15 protein-coding genes and 1 pseudogene are annotated in these 20,938 nt (G+C 41.3%); 15 read left to right on the top strand and 1 reads right to left on the bottom strand.

Annotated elements, in window-relative coordinates; translation table 11 throughout:
* Positions 1–21 precede the first annotated feature (21 nt).
* From DXB39_RS10050 to DXB39_RS10035, 4 genes are read left to right on the top strand one after another with little or no spacing between them, the layout of a single operon-like run.
* Positions 22–789: an ABC transporter ATP-binding protein gene (locus DXB39_RS10050; RefSeq protein WP_033121505.1), complete on the top strand. Its 768-nt coding sequence runs from the start codon at positions 22–24 to the stop codon at positions 787–789.
* The gene (locus tag DXB39_RS10045) at positions 779–2,851 is read left to right on the top strand and encodes an ABC transporter permease (protein ID WP_055228677.1); all 2,073 of its coding nucleotides are present in this window, start codon (positions 779–781) and stop codon (positions 2,849–2,851) included. The genes DXB39_RS10050 and DXB39_RS10045 overlap by 11 nt, the downstream gene beginning before the upstream one ends.
* A 19-nt stretch (positions 2,852–2,870) precedes the next feature.
* The gene (locus DXB39_RS10040; protein WP_055228678.1) at positions 2,871–3,548 is read left to right on the top strand and encodes a response regulator transcription factor; all 678 of its coding nucleotides are present in this window, start codon (positions 2,871–2,873) and stop codon (positions 3,546–3,548) included.
* The gene (locus DXB39_RS10035; RefSeq protein WP_055228679.1) at positions 3,545–4,570 is read left to right on the top strand and encodes a sensor histidine kinase; all 1,026 of its coding nucleotides are present in this window, start codon (positions 3,545–3,547) and stop codon (positions 4,568–4,570) included. Before DXB39_RS10040 ends, DXB39_RS10035 begins: the two co-directional genes overlap by 4 nt.
* Positions 4,571–4,619: 49 nt before the next feature.
* Here DXB39_RS10035 and DXB39_RS10030 read toward each other — a convergent pair whose 3' ends face one another.
* A complete protein-coding gene (locus DXB39_RS10030; protein ID WP_033121501.1) occupies positions 4,620–4,868 on the bottom strand; it encodes a DUF6061 family protein in 249 nt (82 codons plus the stop codon).
* Positions 4,869–5,127: 259 nt separating this feature from the next.
* Here DXB39_RS10030 and DXB39_RS10025 point away from each other — a divergent pair, with 259 nt between their 5' ends.
* The 11 genes and pseudogenes from DXB39_RS10025 to carB all read left to right on the top strand — a co-directional run bounded on the left by DXB39_RS10025 (position 5,128) and on the right by carB (position 20,757).
* A complete protein-coding gene (locus DXB39_RS10025) occupies positions 5,128–6,615 on the top strand; it encodes a hypothetical protein (protein ID WP_117841784.1) in 1,488 nt (495 codons plus the stop codon).
* Positions 6,616–6,737: 122 nt separating this feature from the next.
* A pseudogene (locus DXB39_RS15265) lies at positions 6,738–6,959 on the top strand (23S rRNA (uracil-5-)-methyltransferase RumA); the annotation flags it as partial.
* A gap of 49 nt (positions 6,960–7,008) precedes the next feature.
* Positions 7,009–7,698 (top strand): response regulator transcription factor, encoded by a 690-nt coding sequence (locus DXB39_RS10015; RefSeq protein ID WP_117841785.1) that lies wholly within the window; start codon positions 7,009–7,011, stop codon positions 7,696–7,698.
* A complete protein-coding gene (locus DXB39_RS10010; RefSeq protein WP_117841786.1) occupies positions 7,674–8,939 on the top strand; it encodes a sensor histidine kinase in 1,266 nt (421 codons plus the stop codon). Before DXB39_RS10015 ends, DXB39_RS10010 begins: the two co-directional genes overlap by 25 nt.
* Positions 8,940–9,115: 176 nt before the next feature.
* The gene (locus DXB39_RS10005; RefSeq protein ID WP_117841787.1) at positions 9,116–9,790 is read left to right on the top strand and encodes an ABC transporter ATP-binding protein; all 675 of its coding nucleotides are present in this window, start codon (positions 9,116–9,118) and stop codon (positions 9,788–9,790) included.
* Positions 9,787–12,231, top strand: a complete 2,445-nt coding sequence (locus DXB39_RS10000) for an ABC transporter permease (RefSeq protein WP_117841788.1) — start codon at positions 9,787–9,789, stop codon at positions 12,229–12,231. The genes DXB39_RS10005 and DXB39_RS10000 overlap by 4 nt, the downstream gene beginning before the upstream one ends.
* 492 nt (positions 12,232–12,723) lie before the next feature.
* The gene (locus DXB39_RS09990; protein WP_117841789.1) at positions 12,724–13,224 is read left to right on the top strand and encodes a replication initiator protein A; all 501 of its coding nucleotides are present in this window, start codon (positions 12,724–12,726) and stop codon (positions 13,222–13,224) included.
* 123 nt (positions 13,225–13,347) lie between these two features.
* The gene (locus DXB39_RS09985; protein ID WP_117841790.1) at positions 13,348–14,643 is read left to right on the top strand and encodes a ComEC/Rec2 family competence protein; all 1,296 of its coding nucleotides are present in this window, start codon (positions 13,348–13,350) and stop codon (positions 14,641–14,643) included.
* A 207-nt stretch (positions 14,644–14,850) separates the two neighbouring features.
* Positions 14,851–16,149, top strand: coding sequence for a phosphopyruvate hydratase (gene eno / locus DXB39_RS09980; protein ID WP_117841791.1), 1,299 nt, complete (start codon positions 14,851–14,853; stop codon positions 16,147–16,149).
* Between the two features lie 331 nt (positions 16,150–16,480).
* Positions 16,481–17,551, top strand: coding sequence for a carbamoyl phosphate synthase small subunit (locus DXB39_RS09975; RefSeq protein ID WP_022243003.1), 1,071 nt, complete (start codon positions 16,481–16,483; stop codon positions 17,549–17,551).
* Positions 17,551–20,757 (top strand): carbamoyl-phosphate synthase large subunit, encoded by a 3,207-nt coding sequence (carB, locus tag DXB39_RS09970; protein WP_117841792.1) that lies wholly within the window; start codon positions 17,551–17,553, stop codon positions 20,755–20,757. The genes DXB39_RS09975 and carB overlap by 1 nt, the downstream gene beginning before the upstream one ends.
* Positions 20,758–20,938: the final 181 nt, after the last annotated feature.

Raw genomic sequence — 20,938 nt, 5'->3', positions numbered from 1 at the left:
CAAATGATAGGAGGTATTCACATGAAACCCATTTTGAATATTGAAAATTTAACAAAAATCTATGGCAATGTGCCAAGTCAAACAAAGGCACTGAATGGGATCACCTTCCAGGTGATGCCGGGAGAGTTTCTCGGCATTATGGGAAGCAGCGGTTCCGGTAAATCCACACTGCTCAATTGTATTGCGACTGTGATTCAACCCACAGGTGGAAGCATTCAGGTGGAAGGCGATACTCTGCAATCCCTCAAGGGAAAGGCTCTTGCAGAGTACCGTGGCAAAAAAGTTGGTTATCTATTCCAGAACTTTGAATTGCTGGACAACCTGACTGGCAGGGAAAACATCCTGCTCCCGACTTCCTTGCATGGGGTATCCGAAGCAGAAAGCAGCCAGCGGCTGAAGCAGTTGGCTGACTATCTGGAAATCACTGATGTTCTGGATAAGTTTCCGTCCAAGATGTCCGGCGGCCAGCGTCAGCGTGTTGCGGCAGCAAGGGCTCTGATCTTACATCCCCAAATGATCCTTGCCGATGAACCGACGGGTGCGCTGGATTCTAAGAACGCAAGAAGTCTTATGGAGAAGCTGTCCGGCCTGAATCGTGACGAACAAGCTACGATCCTGATGGTAACCCATGATTCCAATGCCGCCAGCTTTTGCAAGCGCATTCTGTTCATCCAGGACGGCGTGATCTTTCATGAGCTTCGGCGTGGAGACGAAAGCCAGCAGGAGTTCTACGGGCGCATCCTGAAGGTGATGGCGCAACTGGGAGGGGGCAGCGCAAATGTTCTCTAATCTCATTCTTCGGAACAGCCACCGCAGCCGAAAGGAAAACGGTCTGTTTTTCAGCTCCCTGGTGATTTCTATTGTTGCCTTTTACATGATTCTTTCCATCTCCACTCAAGATGTGATGCTCTTTTTGCAGAAAATGGAGAGTGACGCAGTTGACAAACTCCTGCTTCTGATTCCTGCGTTTTATGGGATGACCCTCGGTATTCTGTTCTTTTTGATCTATTTTGCCTGCAAGTATCAGTTCGAGCGCAGACGGCATGAGTTTGGTGTTTATCTAATGTTGGGGATGCGTAGAAGTAAACTGTTTGGTATGCTTCTGGCGGAAGATTTCCTGACCAGTATTCTTGCCATGCTCATAGGCTTACCTGTGGCTGTGGTGCTTTCAGAAATTGTCAGTCTTGTCACCGCCAAGCTGGTAGGCATGGGGATCATCGGTCATCAGTTTTCTTTATCCTGGTCTGCAATTGAATGGACGCTGGCAGGATTTCTGGCAATTAAGCTGACGGCACTTCTGATTTTGAGTGGACGAATCAGCCGCCAGGAGATCGGTACTTTGCTATCCCAGCCAACGAACCGCCCCAAAAAGCAAATGCCATCTGTTATCTATGGACTGGCTGCTATATGCGGAAGTGTGATGTTGGCAGTGGCTTACTACATGGCGATTCAGGGAATTGCATGGACAAAGGTAAGTATGATGGGACTGACTTTGCTGTTGGGCATAGTTGGTACGATGCTGCTTTTCTATGGGATGCGTGCGCTGATTGCTTTGATTGTTAAGAAAGGAAAAGGAAATAAGCAGCTTCATGTATTTACCTTCCGGCAGATTCAGGAGAATGTTATTCATCAGTCAACCTCCATGGCCATCAGCTCCCTGCTGATTCTGGCGGCGCTGTGTTGTTTTGGTGCGGGCGTAGGAATTGCAGGAACGAATAGCCTGTCTTCTGGCCATGTAATCGACTATACTTTTGAAGATCATACTGCAGAAGATTCATCGCAGGTTCTTCCGAATATAAAGGCAGCCCTGAAAGAAAACGGTTTGGAAAATCAATTTTCAGAGCTTTTTGAAATGAGGGTTGGGCGTATTCGCACCACAGAAGATTATGATAATGCCTACAGCATGGACGCTGTTATGGACTCTCTTCGGAGCCTGCCCCAGTCGGAAGACCGGGATGTCCTTCTGAACAATCTTGGTTATGCCACATACCCATATTTGATTTGTTTATCGGACTATAATCGTTTGTTGGAATTGTCCGGCAAACCGGCTCTCCAATTAGGCGAAAAGGAGGCCGCTGTCTATATTGATACAGAGTTTACTACGGTAAGTCGTACCGCAATGCTGAACCAAGTATTGGCCGGACAGCCCAAGGTGGAACTGGATGGTAGTCCGATTCATCTTACAGGAGAGGTTCAGTCTGTGAATTTGGTCACGGACCGTTCTATAACCTTGTCCTTTGCATTGATTCTTCCGGATGAAGCATTCCTATATTATAGCCAGGGAATGTATGATACCTATGTCAATGCGGTGCTCAGTGAGCAGGCTCTGGATGGAAATAGCCTTATGACTGCATATTTGGATTTGAACGAGAAGCTGGACGAAACTGGCATTGAATATGAAAGCTATCTTCAGAATATAGGTCGTCAGCTTTTCTACACCATAGCATCCAGTTATATTACCCTCTATCTTGCGATTGTTTTCCTGGTAGTTGCCAACACCATCGTGGGTGTTCAGTTCCTGATGAGTCAGCAGAAAACCGGGCGCAGATACCAGACCCTGATCCGCCTGGGAGCTACTTACGAAACCCTTTGCCAGTCTGCTGGAAAGCAAATTACCTGGTTTATGGGACTTCCTGTATTGGTTGCGGCTGTCAGCAGTCTGTTTGGAGTCAGGGCGTTATTTACAGGGATACTCTCGTCCCGAACCCGTGGGACAGTGTCTGAAATGCTGCTTGTATCTGCTGCTATGATTTTACTACTTTGCGTGATAGAATATATTTATATGAGAGTGGTCAAGCGCTCCAGTGATCGGTATTTGCTGACACTGATGCAGCCGCAGAGAGAAGAATAATTTGGAAGGAGGTGCTGTCATGAAAAGAATTGCTGTTGTGGAAGATGAAGTCTATATGCGGGAAGAACTCTGCGATATGCTCCAAAAGGACGGCTATCTTGTGGAGGCAATTACCGAGTTTGAAGATGCCGCTCGGCTCTTGGCAGCCCTCCGCCCTGACCTTGTGATCTTAGACCTGAACTTGCCGGAGATCAGTGGCTTTCAAATCTGCCAGGAGCTAAAGAATAAAACTGCTATCCCCGTCCTGGTGCTGACTTCCAGAGATCAGGTAAAGGATGAACTGCAAGCGTTCCAGTTGGGTGCCGATGAATATTTGACGAAGCCGTGCAGAAAAGATCGACTTCTTGCCAGGGTATCCAATATTCTCAAAAGGTATGAAGGCCGTACCAATCTCATAGAGGGACCAGATTTCCTGTTAGACCAGCAGACCTACACGCTTTATATTCATAATACCTCTGTGGTGCTTCCAAAAAATCAGGGAAAACTGTTGGTCGCTCTTTTGTCCGGCGGCGATGCTCTGGTCACGACGGAGCAGCTTTGCATGGCACTATGGGGAACCACGGAATACATAGATGAAAATGCCTTGCAGGTTAACCTAACCCGGCTGAAAAAAACGATGTCCGCCCTTGAAATGAAGCAGCGAATCGTTGCAGTTCGAGGAATGGGCTACCGTTTGGAAGCGGAGGTGTCTCTATGAAGCAGCTTTGGCACATGATAGAACGGTACTACCCCTGGCTTCTGTTGCTGCTGGGCGTGGATTGCTTTTGCGCTGTCATTCTTTGGATTTCTGACATTCAGGTATTTCAAACCTTGATCGGGTTAGTAGTTCTGACGAGCATCCTTTTGTTTTCAGCGATTCTGTTTGTACTAAACAAGAGGGAGAACACCCACATGGAACTGTTCCGAGATTTCCTCAGTGATCCTACCATCTGCAATGAAGAACGGCTGCTCAGTGCCATTAGTCAGAAAGAAGGAGAATCTGTCCGATTTTTGGCTTCGGTTTTACGGGAATACAAAAACGAGAGTAACAATATGGCGGATGCCCTACGGGACTATGAAGAATACGTGGAGGGCTGGGCACATGAAGCGAAAACGCCCCTATCGTTGCTGACCATGCTCTTGGATAACCGGAACGATGAAATCTCTCCTTCCCTGCAAGCAAAGCTGGATTATGTCCGCAGTCAGCTTCAGGAGGATGTCACGCAGATGCTGTACTATGCCCGGTTGAAGAGCAGTACAAAGGATTACCGATTTGAGGATGTCAATTTGAATGACTGCTTGGGTGAAGTTCTGGAGGACTATGCCCCACTTCTTGAAGAGAAGCATTTTGTCATTCTCAACAAACTGCAATCTGAAACAGTCTATACAGACCGTAGAGGACTTCAGTTTATGTTGGGACAAATCGTTAGCAATGCCATCAAATATAGCAGCGATAGTCCCATGCTTACAATTTCCGTGATACATTCGGAGACTGCAGATATCCTTTCTGTTGAAGATAACGGCATTGGCGTAAAAAAATATAATCTGCCGTACATTTTTCAAAAGGGCTTTACCGGGGATTCTACTGACAGCAGAAAGAAGGCTACCGGTATGGGACTTTACCTGGTTAAGAAGATGGCCGACGATCTAAATCTTCATCTGGAAGCAGCTTCCCAGTGGGGAAAGAGCTTCAAGATTGTCATCTTCTTTCCTAAATTGAGATCCAACGGAGGGAAATAATATAAACAGAAAAACGCCCGCAGGATTTTCTCCTGCGGGCAGCGTGTTGTCAGCTATCCCAAGGCTTGTATTCTGTTACAGTTTTCAAATAGGTTTCGGGATCGCCGTTCAAGATAAGGTCTGCATACTCCAAAGGAGCGTTGTAGATCAAATAATCCAGCTCTGACCGCTGATACATATTGTCAGCAATCTCGTTCTCAACGACGATAGTGTCAATCGCAATCATACTGCCGTCGCTGAATTTCACTTCCACACAGCAATTATCCATATTGTAGGCACAAGATATTAAGGTTTTCATGGTATGTCCTCCATAATTCGTAATATAAAGCGAAAATCCCGTCTGACTTCCTGTTAGAAATCAGACGGGATTTGTCCGTATGCACCCCGGAAACCGTCAGCTAACAGTTGATAAGTAAATTAGTTCCTTATCACTGTTAAGCCAAAGGTTTCTGCGATTTTTGGAATAAAATGGATGTGTGTTTCTGTTTCCGTAGAGTGATGATATAACCGGAGGTTTACCCCAGGGGATAGGCATTGGAGAACGGGAGATATACATTTTGGCGAAAGGAAACTTTTTCGCAAAAGTATTATTGAGCCTTAGTTACTACAAGATGGGATTGAAGAAATGTAAGGTTGGAGGTGATGAAATGTACAATTTTACCCAAGAATTAAACTACGATATAATGCAAGAAAATTATATCAAAGATTTACAAGAATTATTGATGGAATTTGATGAAGAAACATTAGTCTTGAATGATCAGGGTAAAGGAATGTTTACCTTAGAGTGTATTACTCATAGAGTGTTTCGTGAGCATCAGGTGATTATTCATATAAAAATCGAGTATGATAAAAAACTACTTCATAAAATAGAACTTAGTGTAGAACCGGAAGATTCTAGCGATACAACTAACTATGAGTTGGATTTGAAACTTTTTTATCATGAAGAGATAAAGGGACGATTATTAGATGCAGTAAATAAGAAAAAAAGTAAATTCACATTACGAAATTACAAAATAATTTATAATACTACACCTATTTATGGATATTATGAATTCAATGGAGATTATAAAATTGCTTTTCATACTCTAAATATAATACCAAAAGATGAGCCAATGACAGAGCATATAGTATGTTTTGATATAGAACTTGAGGAACGAAATTTCGAAAGAGCAAGGTCTTTAGCAAACAATACGGTGTCAGAGTTTTGTAATTTCTTATCTGTCTTGTTAGACATTGGTTTTTATGAACCAACATCAAAATTTATGAATTTTATAAGAACTAAATATATAGGTACTCAAAAATGTTTATTTGGTGAACGTTTTAGAACTGCATTTTATGATCCAGAATTGAAATTGATTATAAAAGATAACATGAACGGGCTATGTCCGGAAAAGGAAGTTGAGAAATGTAACTTTATGAATGGTTACTTTTCTATTAATCCAAATAATGGACCTCAATTGGTTCAGATGAAAACTGGAAATGTATCATCAATAGAGGAAACTTTTAGCAGCCATCGGATTTATAAAATTAAGGAGCGAATGAAAAATACGGATGAATATCAAGAAGAAATTGATGCCGAAATTCATTATTCCAATCAACCAATAAAAATACCTCGACAAATCAGAAACTATTTTAGAGGTATTGGCAAGTATAAGAAGCAAGACTCTGAAAAATATAAATATTTCAGAAATGCTTGCAGGCTTTATAATAAAAGTAAGGTGTTAGGTACAGATGATGCCTCTATTGAAATATCTTTTATGGTTGCCAGTATTGAAGCTTTGTCAAAAACGGAGGGTAACATAGGATTTACAAATTTTGTAATGAAATATAATTCAGATGCTACCAGAGAAGAACTTGATTCTCTATATGGTATTCGCTCAAAATTGTTTCATGCAGGAAACTTTTCGTTTTTTGAGTTTGAATTTGATGTCAATCCATTTAGCGATCCATTATATTTTGAGTTTCAACGAAAATATGTTTTATACAAATCAATATTGCGAAAAACGTTTGTAAACTGGATATCTAGTGGTATAGTGAATTTATAAAAAGAACATTGTCATGGAATACGTTACAATATAGGGTTAATTTTGAGGTGGGTAAAATTTTACCCCACTTTGAAAACCTATTGCATACTTTCGCTATGCAGTATAAAATCAAAGTTCAGGGGAATATTGAGACTGTGGTTCTTTTGTCCCAATTGTAACAAAAGCCGGATGATTACATTAATGTCACGATTGAACTTGATGATATGGATATAACATCTGCAGAGACTAAGGCTACATATGATGAGATAAAGAAGTATGTGGCTGAACATAATGCCGGCATGAAGGTTTCCAATCTGTATATTTCGCAGGTAAAGAGAAAATGCAGAATTGAAGTTGGAAAGAATTTGTGCGTTGCAACGAGGAGAATAGTTAATAAAGAGAGGCGCATATGCTATGCCAGGTATACTTGTGGTTGAAGATGATGAAAATTTAAATCGTGGAATTACATTCTCGCTGAAAAAATCCGGATATGAGGTTTTTTCAGCAGAATCAGTGAAAAAAGCGAAAAGAATTGCAAGTGATCATAATGTGGATGTTACTATTTGTGATGTGAATCTTCCGGATGGGAATGGACTGGAATTTGTAAGGTGGATGAGATGCAATTATAATACATACATTATTTGCCTTACAGCACTAGATCAGGAGATGGATCAGGTTATGGGATATGAAGCAGGGGCAGATGATTACATTACAAAGCCGTTTAGTCTTTCGGTACTTCTTTTGAAAATAGAAGCACATTTCCGCCGCAGACAGGAGAAAACGGAAGTCGGCAAGATGATTTCGGGAGATATCGTATTTATTGCAGAAGAAATGAAAGTCCTGATAAAGAGTCGTGAAATCAGTCTGACAAAAACGGAGTTGAAAATGCTGACTTTTTTTCTTCAGAATCCGAAAAAGATTCTTTCAAAAACACAAATATTGGAAAATGTGTTTGATCTGGAAGGGGATTTTGTGGATGAAAATACAATCGCTGTCAATATCAGAAGACTCCGTGAGAAAATCGAAGACAATCCGGCTGCACCGGTCTATATAAAGAATATCAGAGGTCTTGGGTATATATGGAATCAGGAGGTAAGGCAGTGACAAAGAGATATCGCAAGAAGATTACAGTAGTGCTCTCCCTGGTATTACCTGTCATATTATTGTTTGCAATATTAAATTGCTTTACCACGTATGTGTTTTATGAAGATTATAAATATAAAATGAATCTTATGGCAGAGATTGCTGCAAAGGAAGAATTTTCCGGGCTGGATGCTGTTTCGGAATTGCTTAAGGATAAGGATATTGAAACGAACGAACAGGGAAGGCGATTATTGGAGCAATATGGATACTGGGGGAATAAAGGGAATGCATTTTATTCGCAATTCCGGCATCAGGTTATGGTGACCGGTGCTGTAAGCACTGTGATATGCGTATTTCTTTTGACTTTTTTACTTTATTGGAAGAAAAAAGAAGATGCGTGTCATCAAAAAATTTTAGACCGGTTGGAAGAAATTCTGATCAGATTCCGTGAAAATAAATTTGATGATTTACTGAAAACGGAAAATCATGCAGAACTGGAAAAATTGAATGACCAGCTTGAAGCAATCGGACATCATATTCAGTTGCTAAAGGAAGAAGCAAGGGCAGAAAAAGAGAACACGAAAGAAATGGTTTCTGATATTTCTCACCAGTTAAAGACACCGGTTGCAGCTTTGGATACATGTTTTAGTGTGCTGATGCAGAATGACTTAAGTGCCACAGAACAGGAGGAGTTTCGTATCCGTTGTCGGAGTGCTCTGGATGGACTGGAGACATTATTGCAGTCGCTTCTTGAAATATCCAAGATGGAAACTGGACTGATTCAGATTAATAAGAAAAAACTTCCGCTTATGGATACTGTCATATCTGCTGTGAACTGTACTTATCCTAAAGCGGATGAGAAAGAAATGGAATTCGTTTTTGACTATGCAAAAGAGCTGGAAACATGCATGGTTATGCAGGATAAAAGATGGCTTGGTGAAGCTGTGATTAACGTTTTAGATAATGCAATCAAGTACAGTCCGTGTGGTTCAAAAATATTTATCCGGTTACAAAAAAGAAACGATCTTGTAAGAATGGAAATTGAGGATCAGGGAATTGGTATTCCGCAGAATGAGTATCACAAAATTTTTCAACGATTTTACCGAGGAAGTTCCAAGGAGGTCATGGAAAAGAGTGGTACAGGAATTGGACTTTTTCTATCGAGAGAAATTATCGAAAAACACGGAGGTACGATTACGGTAACCTCCGGCAAAAAGAAAAAAGGAAGCATGTTTGTGATTCAATTACCATATGTTGGTTAAATTTTAAGTGAGCAGAAATCTTACAATTCTGTAAGACTTCTGCTCGTTTTTTGAAAGTGAAATGAAAGATTATCCTGATACAATTTGGATGTAGGTTGAGAATGACCAAATATATAAACAGGCAAAGAAAGTGTGCTGAAAAGGTACACTTTACAGAATTGAAAAGGAGGCAACACATGAGTGTGATATTAGAAACCAAGCAGCTTTGTAAGTTTTATGGCGCAGGTGAGAATCAGGTCAAAGCGGTTAATCAGGTGGGCATTCAGATTGAGCAGGGAGAATTTGTCGCAATTGTTGGAAAGTCAGGTTCCGGTAAAAGTACATTACTTCATATGCTTGGAGGGCTTGATACTCCGACAAAAGGCAGTGTTACTTTAGCGGGGAAAGATTTATACAGGATGAAGGAAGATGCCCTTGCTGTTTTCCGCAGAAGAAAAATCGGATTTGTTTTTCAGGCATTTAATCTGGTTTCATCTGTTAATGTCTGGGAAAATATTGTACTGCCACTGGGGCTGGATGGAAGAAAAGTGGATGAAGCGTATGTAAATGATATCATTGCAACTCTGGGGATTGAAAAGAGGATTTACAATCTGCCAAATCAGTTATCCGGAGGACAGCAGCAGAGAGTAGCAATTGCAAGAGCACTGGTGAATCGTCCGGAAATTATATTTGCAGATGAGCCGACAGGAAATCTTGATTCCAAGACCAGTGATGAGGTAATCGCCCTGCTTAAGATGACAGCAAAAAAATATGGACAGACAATTGTAATGATTACCCATGATGACGAAATTGCACAGGTCGCTGATCGTATTCTGGTAATTGAGGACGGACAGGTGGTGGATTTCAGATGAAGACAATAAGCAGGATTGCATATAGCAATGACAAAAAGAACAAGACAAGAAGTATACTGATTATGATGTCCATATGTCTGACTACGATGCTGCTTGTGATTATCAGTACTGTGGGAAATGGAATGATCCGTTTACAGAAAAGTCAGGCGGCAGGCTCATATGGAAGCAATTATGGTTTGTTTGTCGCAGAAGATGCCTCGCAGTTAAAAGAAGTAAACCGCCGTGCAGAAATAGATACAATAGGAATTATGTGTACAGAAGGCATCATAAAAGGCAACGAAAAAGGCGGTTTTGTCTGCATGGATGAGACTGTAAGAAAAATGCTTCCCTATAATAATGAATATGAGTTAAAGGAAGGAAAGTATCCGGAAAAAATGCAGGAAATTGCCGCCGGAAGAGCTTTTTTTCGTGCAATGGGATATGATGATGTAAAGGTCGGAGATACGGTTACACTGGATTACCGTGCAGGGATGCGGTCAGAATATAAGCCGGAAGAATTTGTTGTCAGCGGAATCCTATATGACCGGGATGAGTATACCATCGAGGCATCTTATGTTGCTTTCGGGTCACAGGAGTTTTATGATGAGCACGTCGCAGAGAATGACAGACAGTATAATATTTATTTTACTTTAAATGATTCTGCAAATGTATCTATGAATAATATTGAACCGGTTATAAAGCAGATTGCAGCATCTTGTGGGATCGAAGAAAAAAACGTTATTGTCAATGATCTCTATTTGCAATGGGTCTTGCAGCCGAGTTATGAGACGATTGCGGTATGCGGGGTTTTGATTCTTGCAATTGTACTTTTCTCTGTTGTGGTCATTTATAATATTTTTCAGGTCGGTATTGCCAACAAGATACAGGAGTATGGAAAAATCAAGGCTCTGGGAGCGACAAAAAAGCAGATGAAACAACTGATCTTCAGAGAGGGCATTTTTTTGACATTTTTTTCAATACCGGTTGGATTGCTTCTTGGTTTTCTGATTGCAAAATGCGGTTTTAACTGGCTGGTAGAACAGGGGAACCTTGTATCAACCCAAACTGGCTCTATGGGAGCCCAAAATCAGCAGGTGCTTCTGTTTTCCCTGCCTGTTATGCTTCTCTGTATTTTCGTATCATTTCTTACCGTTGCTTTGGCACTGCGTAAACCAATGAAAATTGTTTCACGGATTTCACCTATCGAAGCAACACGGTATTTAGAAAATGCAGAAACACAAAAAAAAGGAAAACGAAATGGCAGAAAAAATGTCACCGTGTTTTCTATGGCAATGGCAAATGTAACGGGTAATCCCAAAAGAACTATTGGTACTATCCTCACAATGGGTTTTTCTTGCGTACTGTTTGTGATTATCTCTAATTATGTGGGAAATATTGACACGGAGCATGAAGCACGTCTTTCCGTTAATCATGGACAATTTGAACTGCAGCTTGACTATTCTGCTGAGTATGATGAAAGATATCCGGAGAATAATCTGGATACGATTCTGACGGATGATCCATTGAATGATTCGCTGATTGAAGAAATCAAAAGCATTCCGGGAGTAACAGATGTCATGACGAGAGAGATTGTCTCTGTAAATCTGAACGGAACAAGATATCCGGCTACTATTGTGAGTAAAAAGGATTTTGATTTTATGCGCCAAGAAGGGGATATTGGCTCTATGGACTATGATCAGGCGGTAAAGAATGGTGATATTTTCTTTGGCTGGTCAACGTGGATGGAACAAGATGGATATGCTCCGGGTGAATCCATTGCATTTGACTTTGAGAATGGAAGTGGAACCTATACCTATCAGGGAAAGATTGCAGGATCTTTTGTAAGTGCGGACACTTATCTTGTCATTCCGGAAGGTGTATATCGTTCCATGAATCCGAGAGGAACAGCCTATGGCTATCTGTGGGTGGACTGTGATAAAAAAGATGTGGCATCTGTAGAACAAAGTCTGAATACTTTGATTTCTAATACTTCGCATATAAAAATGGATACTTATCATGCGCAGTTACAATCTGCCGAATTTGCAAGCAGCATGATGAAGCTTGGCTGTTATCTGTTTATGGCGGTTGTGGGACTCATCGGGTTTATGAATATGGCGAATACCATGATCATGAATATTACGACAAAAAAGCAGGAATATGGTATATTACAGGCTGTGGGTATGACAAATAAACAATTAAATTTATGTCTGCAGTTACAGGGACTGATTTTTACGGTTGGCACCATATGCGTAGCTTTGATTATTGGTCTGCCGCTCGGCTATACACTTTTTTCCTATGCAAAACATAATGGAATATTTGGAATGAATATCTATCATGTTCCAATCGTACCAATTTGTATTATGATTTTTTTGGTTGGTCTGTTGCAGATTGTACTTTCCTGCGTTTTAAGCAGTAATCTGAAAAAGGAAACGCTGGTTGAAAGAATAAGGTATCAGGGATAGCAAGTAATATGTAGTGGACTAGGTCTTAACGAAGAGGAGAAATAGATAACTTCCAATTTGTATGTATGGTAAATCTAAACTGTATTTTAGCAATATTTTCTGAGTGGGGGCAGAAAGCGCCCCCACACCCACGTGAAAATATAATTGCAGGCGATTACATTTTAGCAGATACGCAAGCGTTTCTGAGTAAGCGTCACAGACAACAAAATAAGAAAATTTTGATAAGACATATCACTGGAATAGGTGAGTGTTTTTTTTGTTTTCAAATATTCAATTAACTGAAAAAGTAAAAAAGTTTTCCTCAGGGGCTGTAAAAATACCTTTCAGCGTTTCGTATTAATGAAAGGGTATTTTTTTGCAGGAAAAATAAAAAATTTTTATCAAGAGCCTGTGTTTATGCCCTTCATCTTTTATATATGTGTAAGAACATTTTTTAGCCGGCATAAAAATGATTTTTACAACAGTTAGAAACAGAAATGAGGCGAGAAAAGAATGAAATATGAATACATGAAGGAGTCAGAGCAGATGATTCAGTACTTCCGGTTTCCGAAGTTTTTGCTAAAACTGCGAATTTCTCAAACTGCAAAATTCCTTTATATGATTTTGTATGACCAGGCGCGGATATCGAGAAAGAATAGCTGGATAGACAAGTATGGAAACGTTTATCTGATATTTCCAATAGATGAATTGTCTGTTCAAATCGGCAAATGCAAATCTTCTGTAAAAACAACATTGAAAGAATTAGATGATGAGGGATTATTGGTTCGCAGATTCGGTGGATTTTCAAAACTTAATCATTTATATGTAAAGATTCCATCTGATGAGATAGGTTTACAGCCAGTTGATAATAAGGCGTTTGAAAAGATGGCGATAACAGAGTCAGAAAAGCAACCATCATCTAGCCGAAAAAATGGCTGTGCAGGAGTCGGAAATGTGGCACCTAGTAAAGTAACTGAGAAATATAAAAGAAATAAATATTATGAAGTAAATTAAGGTAGTTTAATATGGAAGTGGGATGACGCTCTGGCTTAGGCTGGAGTGTTTTTCTGTGGAAAAAACATAAAAAAAATATTATAATAGAAAAGAATTTTTAAGAAAAATGGAGGAGTTAGGAAAATGAAATCCAAATCTGGAAATAAGAAATTATGGATAGCAATTATTGTTTTCGTACTGATGATAGCCGGAGCAATCGGCAATCATTCCGATAATAAGAAAGAAAATCCTGGTAGGGAAAGTTCCGCTGCCACAGAATCGCAGGTCGCAACAGAAACTGAGACCAATACCAATACAGAGTCGGACGGTGATACGGAGGATTTTGTTACCGAGGGAGTCATCAGTAATACCTATAAGACAGATAGCAGTTCCGCCGGACAGATGCAGGTGCATTTCATAGATGTAGGGCAGGGCGACGCTACCTTGATAGCTTGTGATGGTCATTACATGCTGATAGATGCCGGCAATAATGACAAAGGAACAACGGTACAGTCCTATCTTATGAGCCAGGGTGTAGAAAAACTGGATTATGTCATAGGAACACACCCGGATGCAGACCACATTGGCGGACTGGATGTAGTAATTTATAAATTTGACTGCGATACAATTATCATGCCGGATGTGGCAAATGACACCAGAACCTATGATGATGTGGTGCAGGCAATGAAGTCCAAGGGTTATCAGACTACTTATCCGGTGGTAGGAGAGACCTATACCCTTGGAGGAGCAACCTTTACCATTGTGGCGCCAAATGCAGACTATGGAAATGACATGAACGACTGGTCGGTGGGTGTGCTGGTGCAGAATGGCAACAACCGCTTCCTCTTTACCGGAGATGCAGAAGAAAAAGCGGAAGAGGACATTTTAAATAATGGAATTGATATTTCGGCAGATGTCTATGCGGCGGCGCATCATGGAAGTAAAACAGCCACAAGTCAGGCGTTTTTGGATAAGGTATCACCGGCTTATGTGGTAATCAGTGCCGGTGAAGGAAATAAATATGGCCACCCTCATGCAGAGGTGCTGAACCGGCTGCGGGCAGCAGGCATATCCGTGTTCCGTACCGATGAACAGGGTACAATCGTAGCAACATCGGATGGTACAAATATAACATGGAACTGTTCTCCATCAGAAAGCTGGAAAGCAGGAGAACCTACCGGAAGCAGTGATAGTACAGCAAATAATTCCACAGCAGACAGCACTACATCATCAGACAGCAGTGATGCTGGTGTAGCTGCCGGTACAGCCGGCAGTTCAGCCGGCGAAAGCAGTTCTGTTATGGTACATATTACAGACACCGGTTCAAAATATCATTCGGCAGGCTGTTCTTATTTAAAAAAGAGTGACCATGAGGTGACTTTGTCAGAGGCGAAGAGTATGGGACTGGAACCATGCTCAAGATGTAATCCGCCGCAGTAATGAGAAAACCTAATCGCCAAGCACCTTGCACTTTTTATAAAGTTAGTATACAATAATTGAAGTTAGAAATAACTAACTTCGTGTGAATCATAGGGACTCCTTAAGAATATGGAGACGGCAATATCCATATTCACCGGAAGAAATATTCTTCCGGGAGGAAAAGTCCTGTATCTGACAAAATGTGAAGAGGAAAGGTGAGTATAGGACATGAATTACTTAGAGATTGAAAAAGTAGTCGGACGTGAAATTTTGGATTCCAGAGGAAATCCTACTGTAGAAGCAGAGGTATATCTTGCAGATGGTACAGTGGGAAGAGGAACTGCACCAAGTGGTGCATCAACCGGAGAATTTGAAGCACTGGAATTAAGAGATGGAGATAAATCAAGATATCTTGGCAAAGGGGTAACGAAGGCGGTAGAAAATATCAATACAATTATCAATGATGCAATCACAGGAATGGATGCATCTGATATTTATGCAGTTGATGCGGCAATGCGTAAGGCAGATGGAACCAAAGACAAATCCAGACTGGGAGCCAATGCAATTCTTGCAGTATCCATTGCAACAGCAAGAGCAGCAGCTATTTCTTTAGATATTCCACTGTATCGTTTCCTTGGTGGAATTTCCGGCAATCGTCTTCCGGTACCGATGATGAATATTGTAAATGGCGGATGCCATGCGTTATCGTCTGGTCTTGATGTGCAGGAATTTATGATCATGCCGGTAGGCGCACCAAGCTTCAAAGAGTGCTTAAGATGGTGTGCAGAGGTATTCCATGCACTTGCTTCTATATTAAAAGAACGTGGACTTGCCACTTCAGTGGGTGATGAGGGCGGGTTTGCACCTGCATTAAAATCAGATGAAGAAGCAATCGAAACTATTTTAGAGGCAGTCAAGAAAGCTGGTTATGAACCGGGCAAAGATTTTAAGATTGCCATGGATGCTGCATCTTCTGAGTGGAAGAGCGAAAAAGGCAAAGGTTTTTATAAACTTCCGAAAGCTGGCACGGAATATACTGCAGAGCAGTTGATTGAACATTGGGAAGCATTATGCGAGAAATACCCGATTATCTCCATTGAAGATGGTCTGGATGAAGAAGACTGGGAAGGCTGGCAGAAACTTACAGCAAGACTTGGAGACAAGGTGCAGTTAGTTGGTGATGATTTATTTGTTACCAATACAGAACGTCTTTCCAAGGGAATTGAACTGGGTGCAGGAAATGCAATCCTGATTAAGTTAAACCAGATTGGTTCTGTATCTGAAACTTTAGAGGCAATCAAGATGGCGCATAAGGCTGGCTATACAGCAATCAGCTCCCATCGTTCCGGAGAGACAGCGGATACCACGATTGCGGATTTGGCAGTAGCATTGAATACCTGCCAGATTAAGACCGGGGCACCAAGCCGTAGTGAGCGTGTTGCAAAATACAACCAGTTACTCCGCATCGAAGAGGAATTGGGCGAAAGCGCAGTATATCCGGGAATGAAAGCTTTTAATGTGAAATAATCGTACTCCTATAGATAAATGATATTCTTTAACAAACGTCAAAGAAGCTGCAGTAATGCGGCTTCTTTTGATGTGCCGGGAAAATGGAAGGGTGGTTATTATAGAGGGAAAAAGAAGAAATGCATAAAAAATGGATAAATATGCATCAAACTTAGTGACTATTTGTTTTGCGAAAAAGGTTGAAAAAACCTTCCCGATATGGTAGAATTTTTACAATTTAGGTAGCCTGTGCAGGTTTGGTGCATTTTTTATGCAAAAGGAAGGAAAAAGAGATGACTGACTCTTTTTTTTTGCGCAGGTATCGGAAGAATAGAAAGGACAGGGTGAACAAATGAAAGCTTTTCTTATATTGGAAGATGGCAATGTATTTACCGGAACCAGCATCGGTTCAACACGGGAAGTCATCAGTGAAATCGTATTTAATACGTCGATGACAGGGTATTTAGAGGTACTGACAGATCCATCTTATGCAGGACAGGCGGTAGTAATGACATATCCTTTGATTGGAAATTATGGAATTACACCGGACATGGAGTCAGGACGTCCATGGGTAGATGGATATATTGTAAGAGAATTATCCAGAATGCCGAGTAATTTCCGCTGCGAAGGAACCATTCAGGATTTTCTGAAAAAATACGATATACCGGGAATTGCAGGAATTGATACCAGAGCATTAACCAAGCTCTTACGTGAAAAGGGAACAATGAATGGAATGATTACAACAGATGAGAATTACAATCTGGATGAGATTATTCCAAAATTAAAGGCCTACACCACAGGAAATGTGGTAGATAAAGTAACCTGTGAAGAGAAAAGCGTATTGCCTGGAAAGGGCAAAAAAGTAGCACTGTTAGACCTTGGTGCTAAGAGAAACATCGCCCAGTCATTAAATAAAAGAGGCTGTGAAGTTACCGTTTATCCGGCACACACCACAGCAGAAGAAATTTTAAGCACCAATCCGGACGGAATCATGTTAAGTAATGGACCTGGAGACCCGAAGGAGTGCAAGGAGATTATTGCAGAGATTCGTAAATTATATGAATCCGACACACCGATTTTTGCAATCTGCTTGGGACATCAGCTGATGGCACTTGCAACCGGTGCAGACACATATCATTTGAAATATGGTCATCGTGGAGGAAATCATCCGGTTAAGGATTTAAAGACCAACCGTGTATACATTTCCAGCCAGAACCATGGTTATGCAGTAGATACCAATACCCTGGATGAGAAAATTGCAAAACCGGCATTTGTAAATGTAAACGATGGAACCAACGAAGGATTAGAGTATGTCGGAAAGAACATTTTTACCGTACAGTTCCATCCGGAAGCATGTCCGGGACCACAGGATTCTGCTTACCTTTTTGACCGTTTTATTGAGATGATGGGAGGAACGAAATAATGCCTAAGAATAAAGATATTAAAAAAGTATTAGTAATTGGTTCAGGTCCGATTGTCATTGGACAGGCTGCAGAGTTTGACTATGCAGGAACACAGGCATGTCGTTCTTTAAAAGAAGAAGGAATCGAAGTTGTTCTGGTGAACTCCAATCCTGCTACCATTATGACGGATAAGGATATTGCAGATGAAGTTTATATCGAGCCATTAACTGCAAAAGTATTAGAGCAGATTATCATAAAAGAAAAACCGGACAGCGTCCTTCCTACCTTAGGTGGACAGGCAGGTCTTAACCTTGGTATGGAGTTAGCAGAATCCGGATTCTTAGAGAAACATGGTGTCAAACTGATTGGTACAACTGCTGAGACAATTTTTAAGGCTGAGGATCGTCAGGCATTTAAAGATACCATGGAAAAAATCGGTGAGCCATGTGCACCATCCCAGGTAGTACACAATGTAGAAGATGGTATCAAATTTACCAATACCATCGGATATCCGGTTGTACTTCGTCCTGCTTATACCTTAGGAGGAAGCGGCGGCGGAATCGCACATAATGAGACAGAGCTTATCGACATCTTATCCAACGGACTTCGTCTGAGCCGTGTCGGAGAAGTACTGGTAGAACGTTGTATCGCAGGCTGGAAGGAAATCGAGTACGAAGTAATGCGTGATGCCAATGGAAACTGTATTACTGTATGTAATATGGAAAACATTGACCCGGTTGGTGTACATACCGGAGACTCTATCGTAGTAGCACCTTCCCAGACATTAGGTGATAAAGAGTACCAGATGCTGCGTACTTCTGCACTTAATATTATTTCCGAATTAAATATTACCGGTGGATGTAACGTACAGTACGCACTGCATCCGGAAACCTTCGAATATTGTGTTATCGAGGTTAATCCTCGTGTATCCCGTTCTTCTGCATTAGCATCCAAAGCAACCGGATATCCGATTGCAAAAGTTGCTGCAAAGATTGCACTGGGCTATACCTTAGATGAAATCAAGAATGCAATTACCGGAAAGACATATGCAAGTTTTGAGCCGATGTTAGACTACTGCGTAGTAAAAATCCCAAGACTTCCATTTGATAAATTCATCACTGCAAAACGTACGTTAACAACACAGATGAAAGCAACCGGAGAAGTTATGAGTATCTGCAATAACTTTGAAGGTGCCCTGATGAAAGCAATCCGTTCCTTAGAGCAGCATGTAGACAGTCTTTTATCCTATGACTTCAGCAAGCTTTCTGATGAGGAGTTACAGGAGCAGTTACATGTAGTAGATGACCGCAGAATCTGGGTTATTGCAGAAGCACTGCGTCGTGGCGTATCTTATGATAAAATTCATGAGATTACAAAGATTGATAAATGGTTTATTGACAAACTGGCTATCTTAGTTGAGATGGAGCAGGATTTAAAGACAAAACCACTTACCGTAGAGCTTTTAAAAGAAGCAAAACGTATGGAATTCCCGGATAAAGTCATTGCAGATCTTACCGGAAAGAGTGAAAAAGAAATTCATGACATGCGTTACGAAAATGGTATCGTAGCAGCCTTTAAGATGGTTGATACCTGTGCCGCAGAGTTTGAAGCATCCACTCCATATTACTATTCCGTATTTGGCAGTGAAAACGAAGCAGAAGAGACAACACCGAAGAAGAAAGTTCTGGTATTAGGTTCCGGTCCAATCCGTATCGGACAGGGTATCGAGTTCGACTACTGTTCTGTACACAGCACCTGGGCATTTGCCAAGGAAGGCTGGGAGACAGTTATCGTAAATAACAACCCGGAGACTGTATCAACAGACTTTGATATTGCAGATAAACTGTATTTTGAGCCGTTGACCCCGGAAGATGTTGAGGCAATTGTAAAATTAGAAAAACCGGACGGAGCTGTTGTTCAGTTCGGTGGACAGACCGCAATCAAGCTGACCGAAAGCTTAATGAAGATGGGTGTCAAGATTCTTGGAACCAAGGCAGAAGATGTAGATGCTGCCGAGGACAGAGAGCTCTTTGATGAAATCTTAGAGAAGACCGGAATCCCAAGAGCAGCAGGCGGAACTGTATTTACCGCAGAGGAAGCCAAAGAAGTTGCACACCGTCTGGGTTACCCGGTACTGGTTCGTCCTTCCTATGTATTGGGCGGACAGGGTATGAAGATTGCATACAATGATGAAGAGATTGAAGAATTTATCGGAATCATCAACCGTATTGCTCAGGATCACCCGATTCTGGTTGATAAATACCTGATGGGTAAGGAAATCGAAGTAGATGCCGTATGCGATGGAACAGATATTTTAATTCCAGGTATCATGGAGCATATCGAGCGTACCGGAGTACATTCCGGAGACAGTATTTCCGTATATCCGGCACCGACCATCAGTGATGAAGTAAGAGAAATGCTGGTAGAATATACCAAGCGTTTGGCTCAGGCATTACATGTAGTGGGACTGATTAATATCCAGTTTATCGTAATGGACGAGCAGGTATATGTTATCGAAGTAAATCCACGTTCTTCAAGAACGGTACCATATATCAGTAAAGTTACCGGTATTCCAATCGTAGACTTGGCAACCAAGGTTATCATTGGAAATACCATCAAAGGAATGGGCTACACACCGGGACTTGCACCAACCGCAGATTATATCGCAATCAAGATGCCGGTATTCTCCTTCGAGAAACTGCGTGGAGCAGAAATCAGCCTTGGACCGGAAATGAAGTCCACCGGAGAATGCTTAGGAATTGCCAAGACCTTTGATGAAGCTTTATATAAAGCTTTCTTAGGAGCAGGTGTTCAGCTTCCGAAATATAAGCAGATGATTATGACGGTAAAAGATGCGGACAAGCCGGAAGCAGTCGGCGTAGCAAAACGTTTTGCAGCCTTAGGCTACAAGATTTATGCAACCAGAAGTACTGCAAAATATTTACAGGAGCATGGCGTAGATGCACTGCGTGTCAATAAGATTACCCAGGAGTCACCAAACGTTATGGACTTAATCTTAGGACATAAGATTGACCTTGTCATCGACACTCCTACCCAGGGAAATGGTGATAAGAACCGTGACGGATTCCTAATTCGCCGTAATGCAATTGAGACCGGCGTATACTGTATCACGGCAATGGATACAGCCAATGCACTGGCAACCAGCTTGGAGAATGCCCAGTCAGAGCTTACTCTGGTAGATATTGCAACCGTGAAGAATATTTAAGAGAAAAAACAGCCTCATGTGTTTCGAGTGGAACACATGGGGCTGAAATTTTTGCTGTCAGGCATCTGTAAGAAGCTGCCGGTAGCAGGCGCAGGCAGCGTTTATATAATATATACAAAAGCGGAAACATAATTTGAATAAAAATGACAATTGACAAAGAAATGTAAAATGGTTAATCTGA

It is taken from the genome of Roseburia sp. OM03-7AC, assembly GCF_003462625.1.
GTDB lineage: Bacteria > Bacillota > Clostridia > Lachnospirales > Lachnospiraceae > Roseburia_C > Roseburia_C amylophila.
Note: the sequence above shows the minus strand (reverse complement) of the source record. Positions and strands in the feature narration are given on the sequence as shown.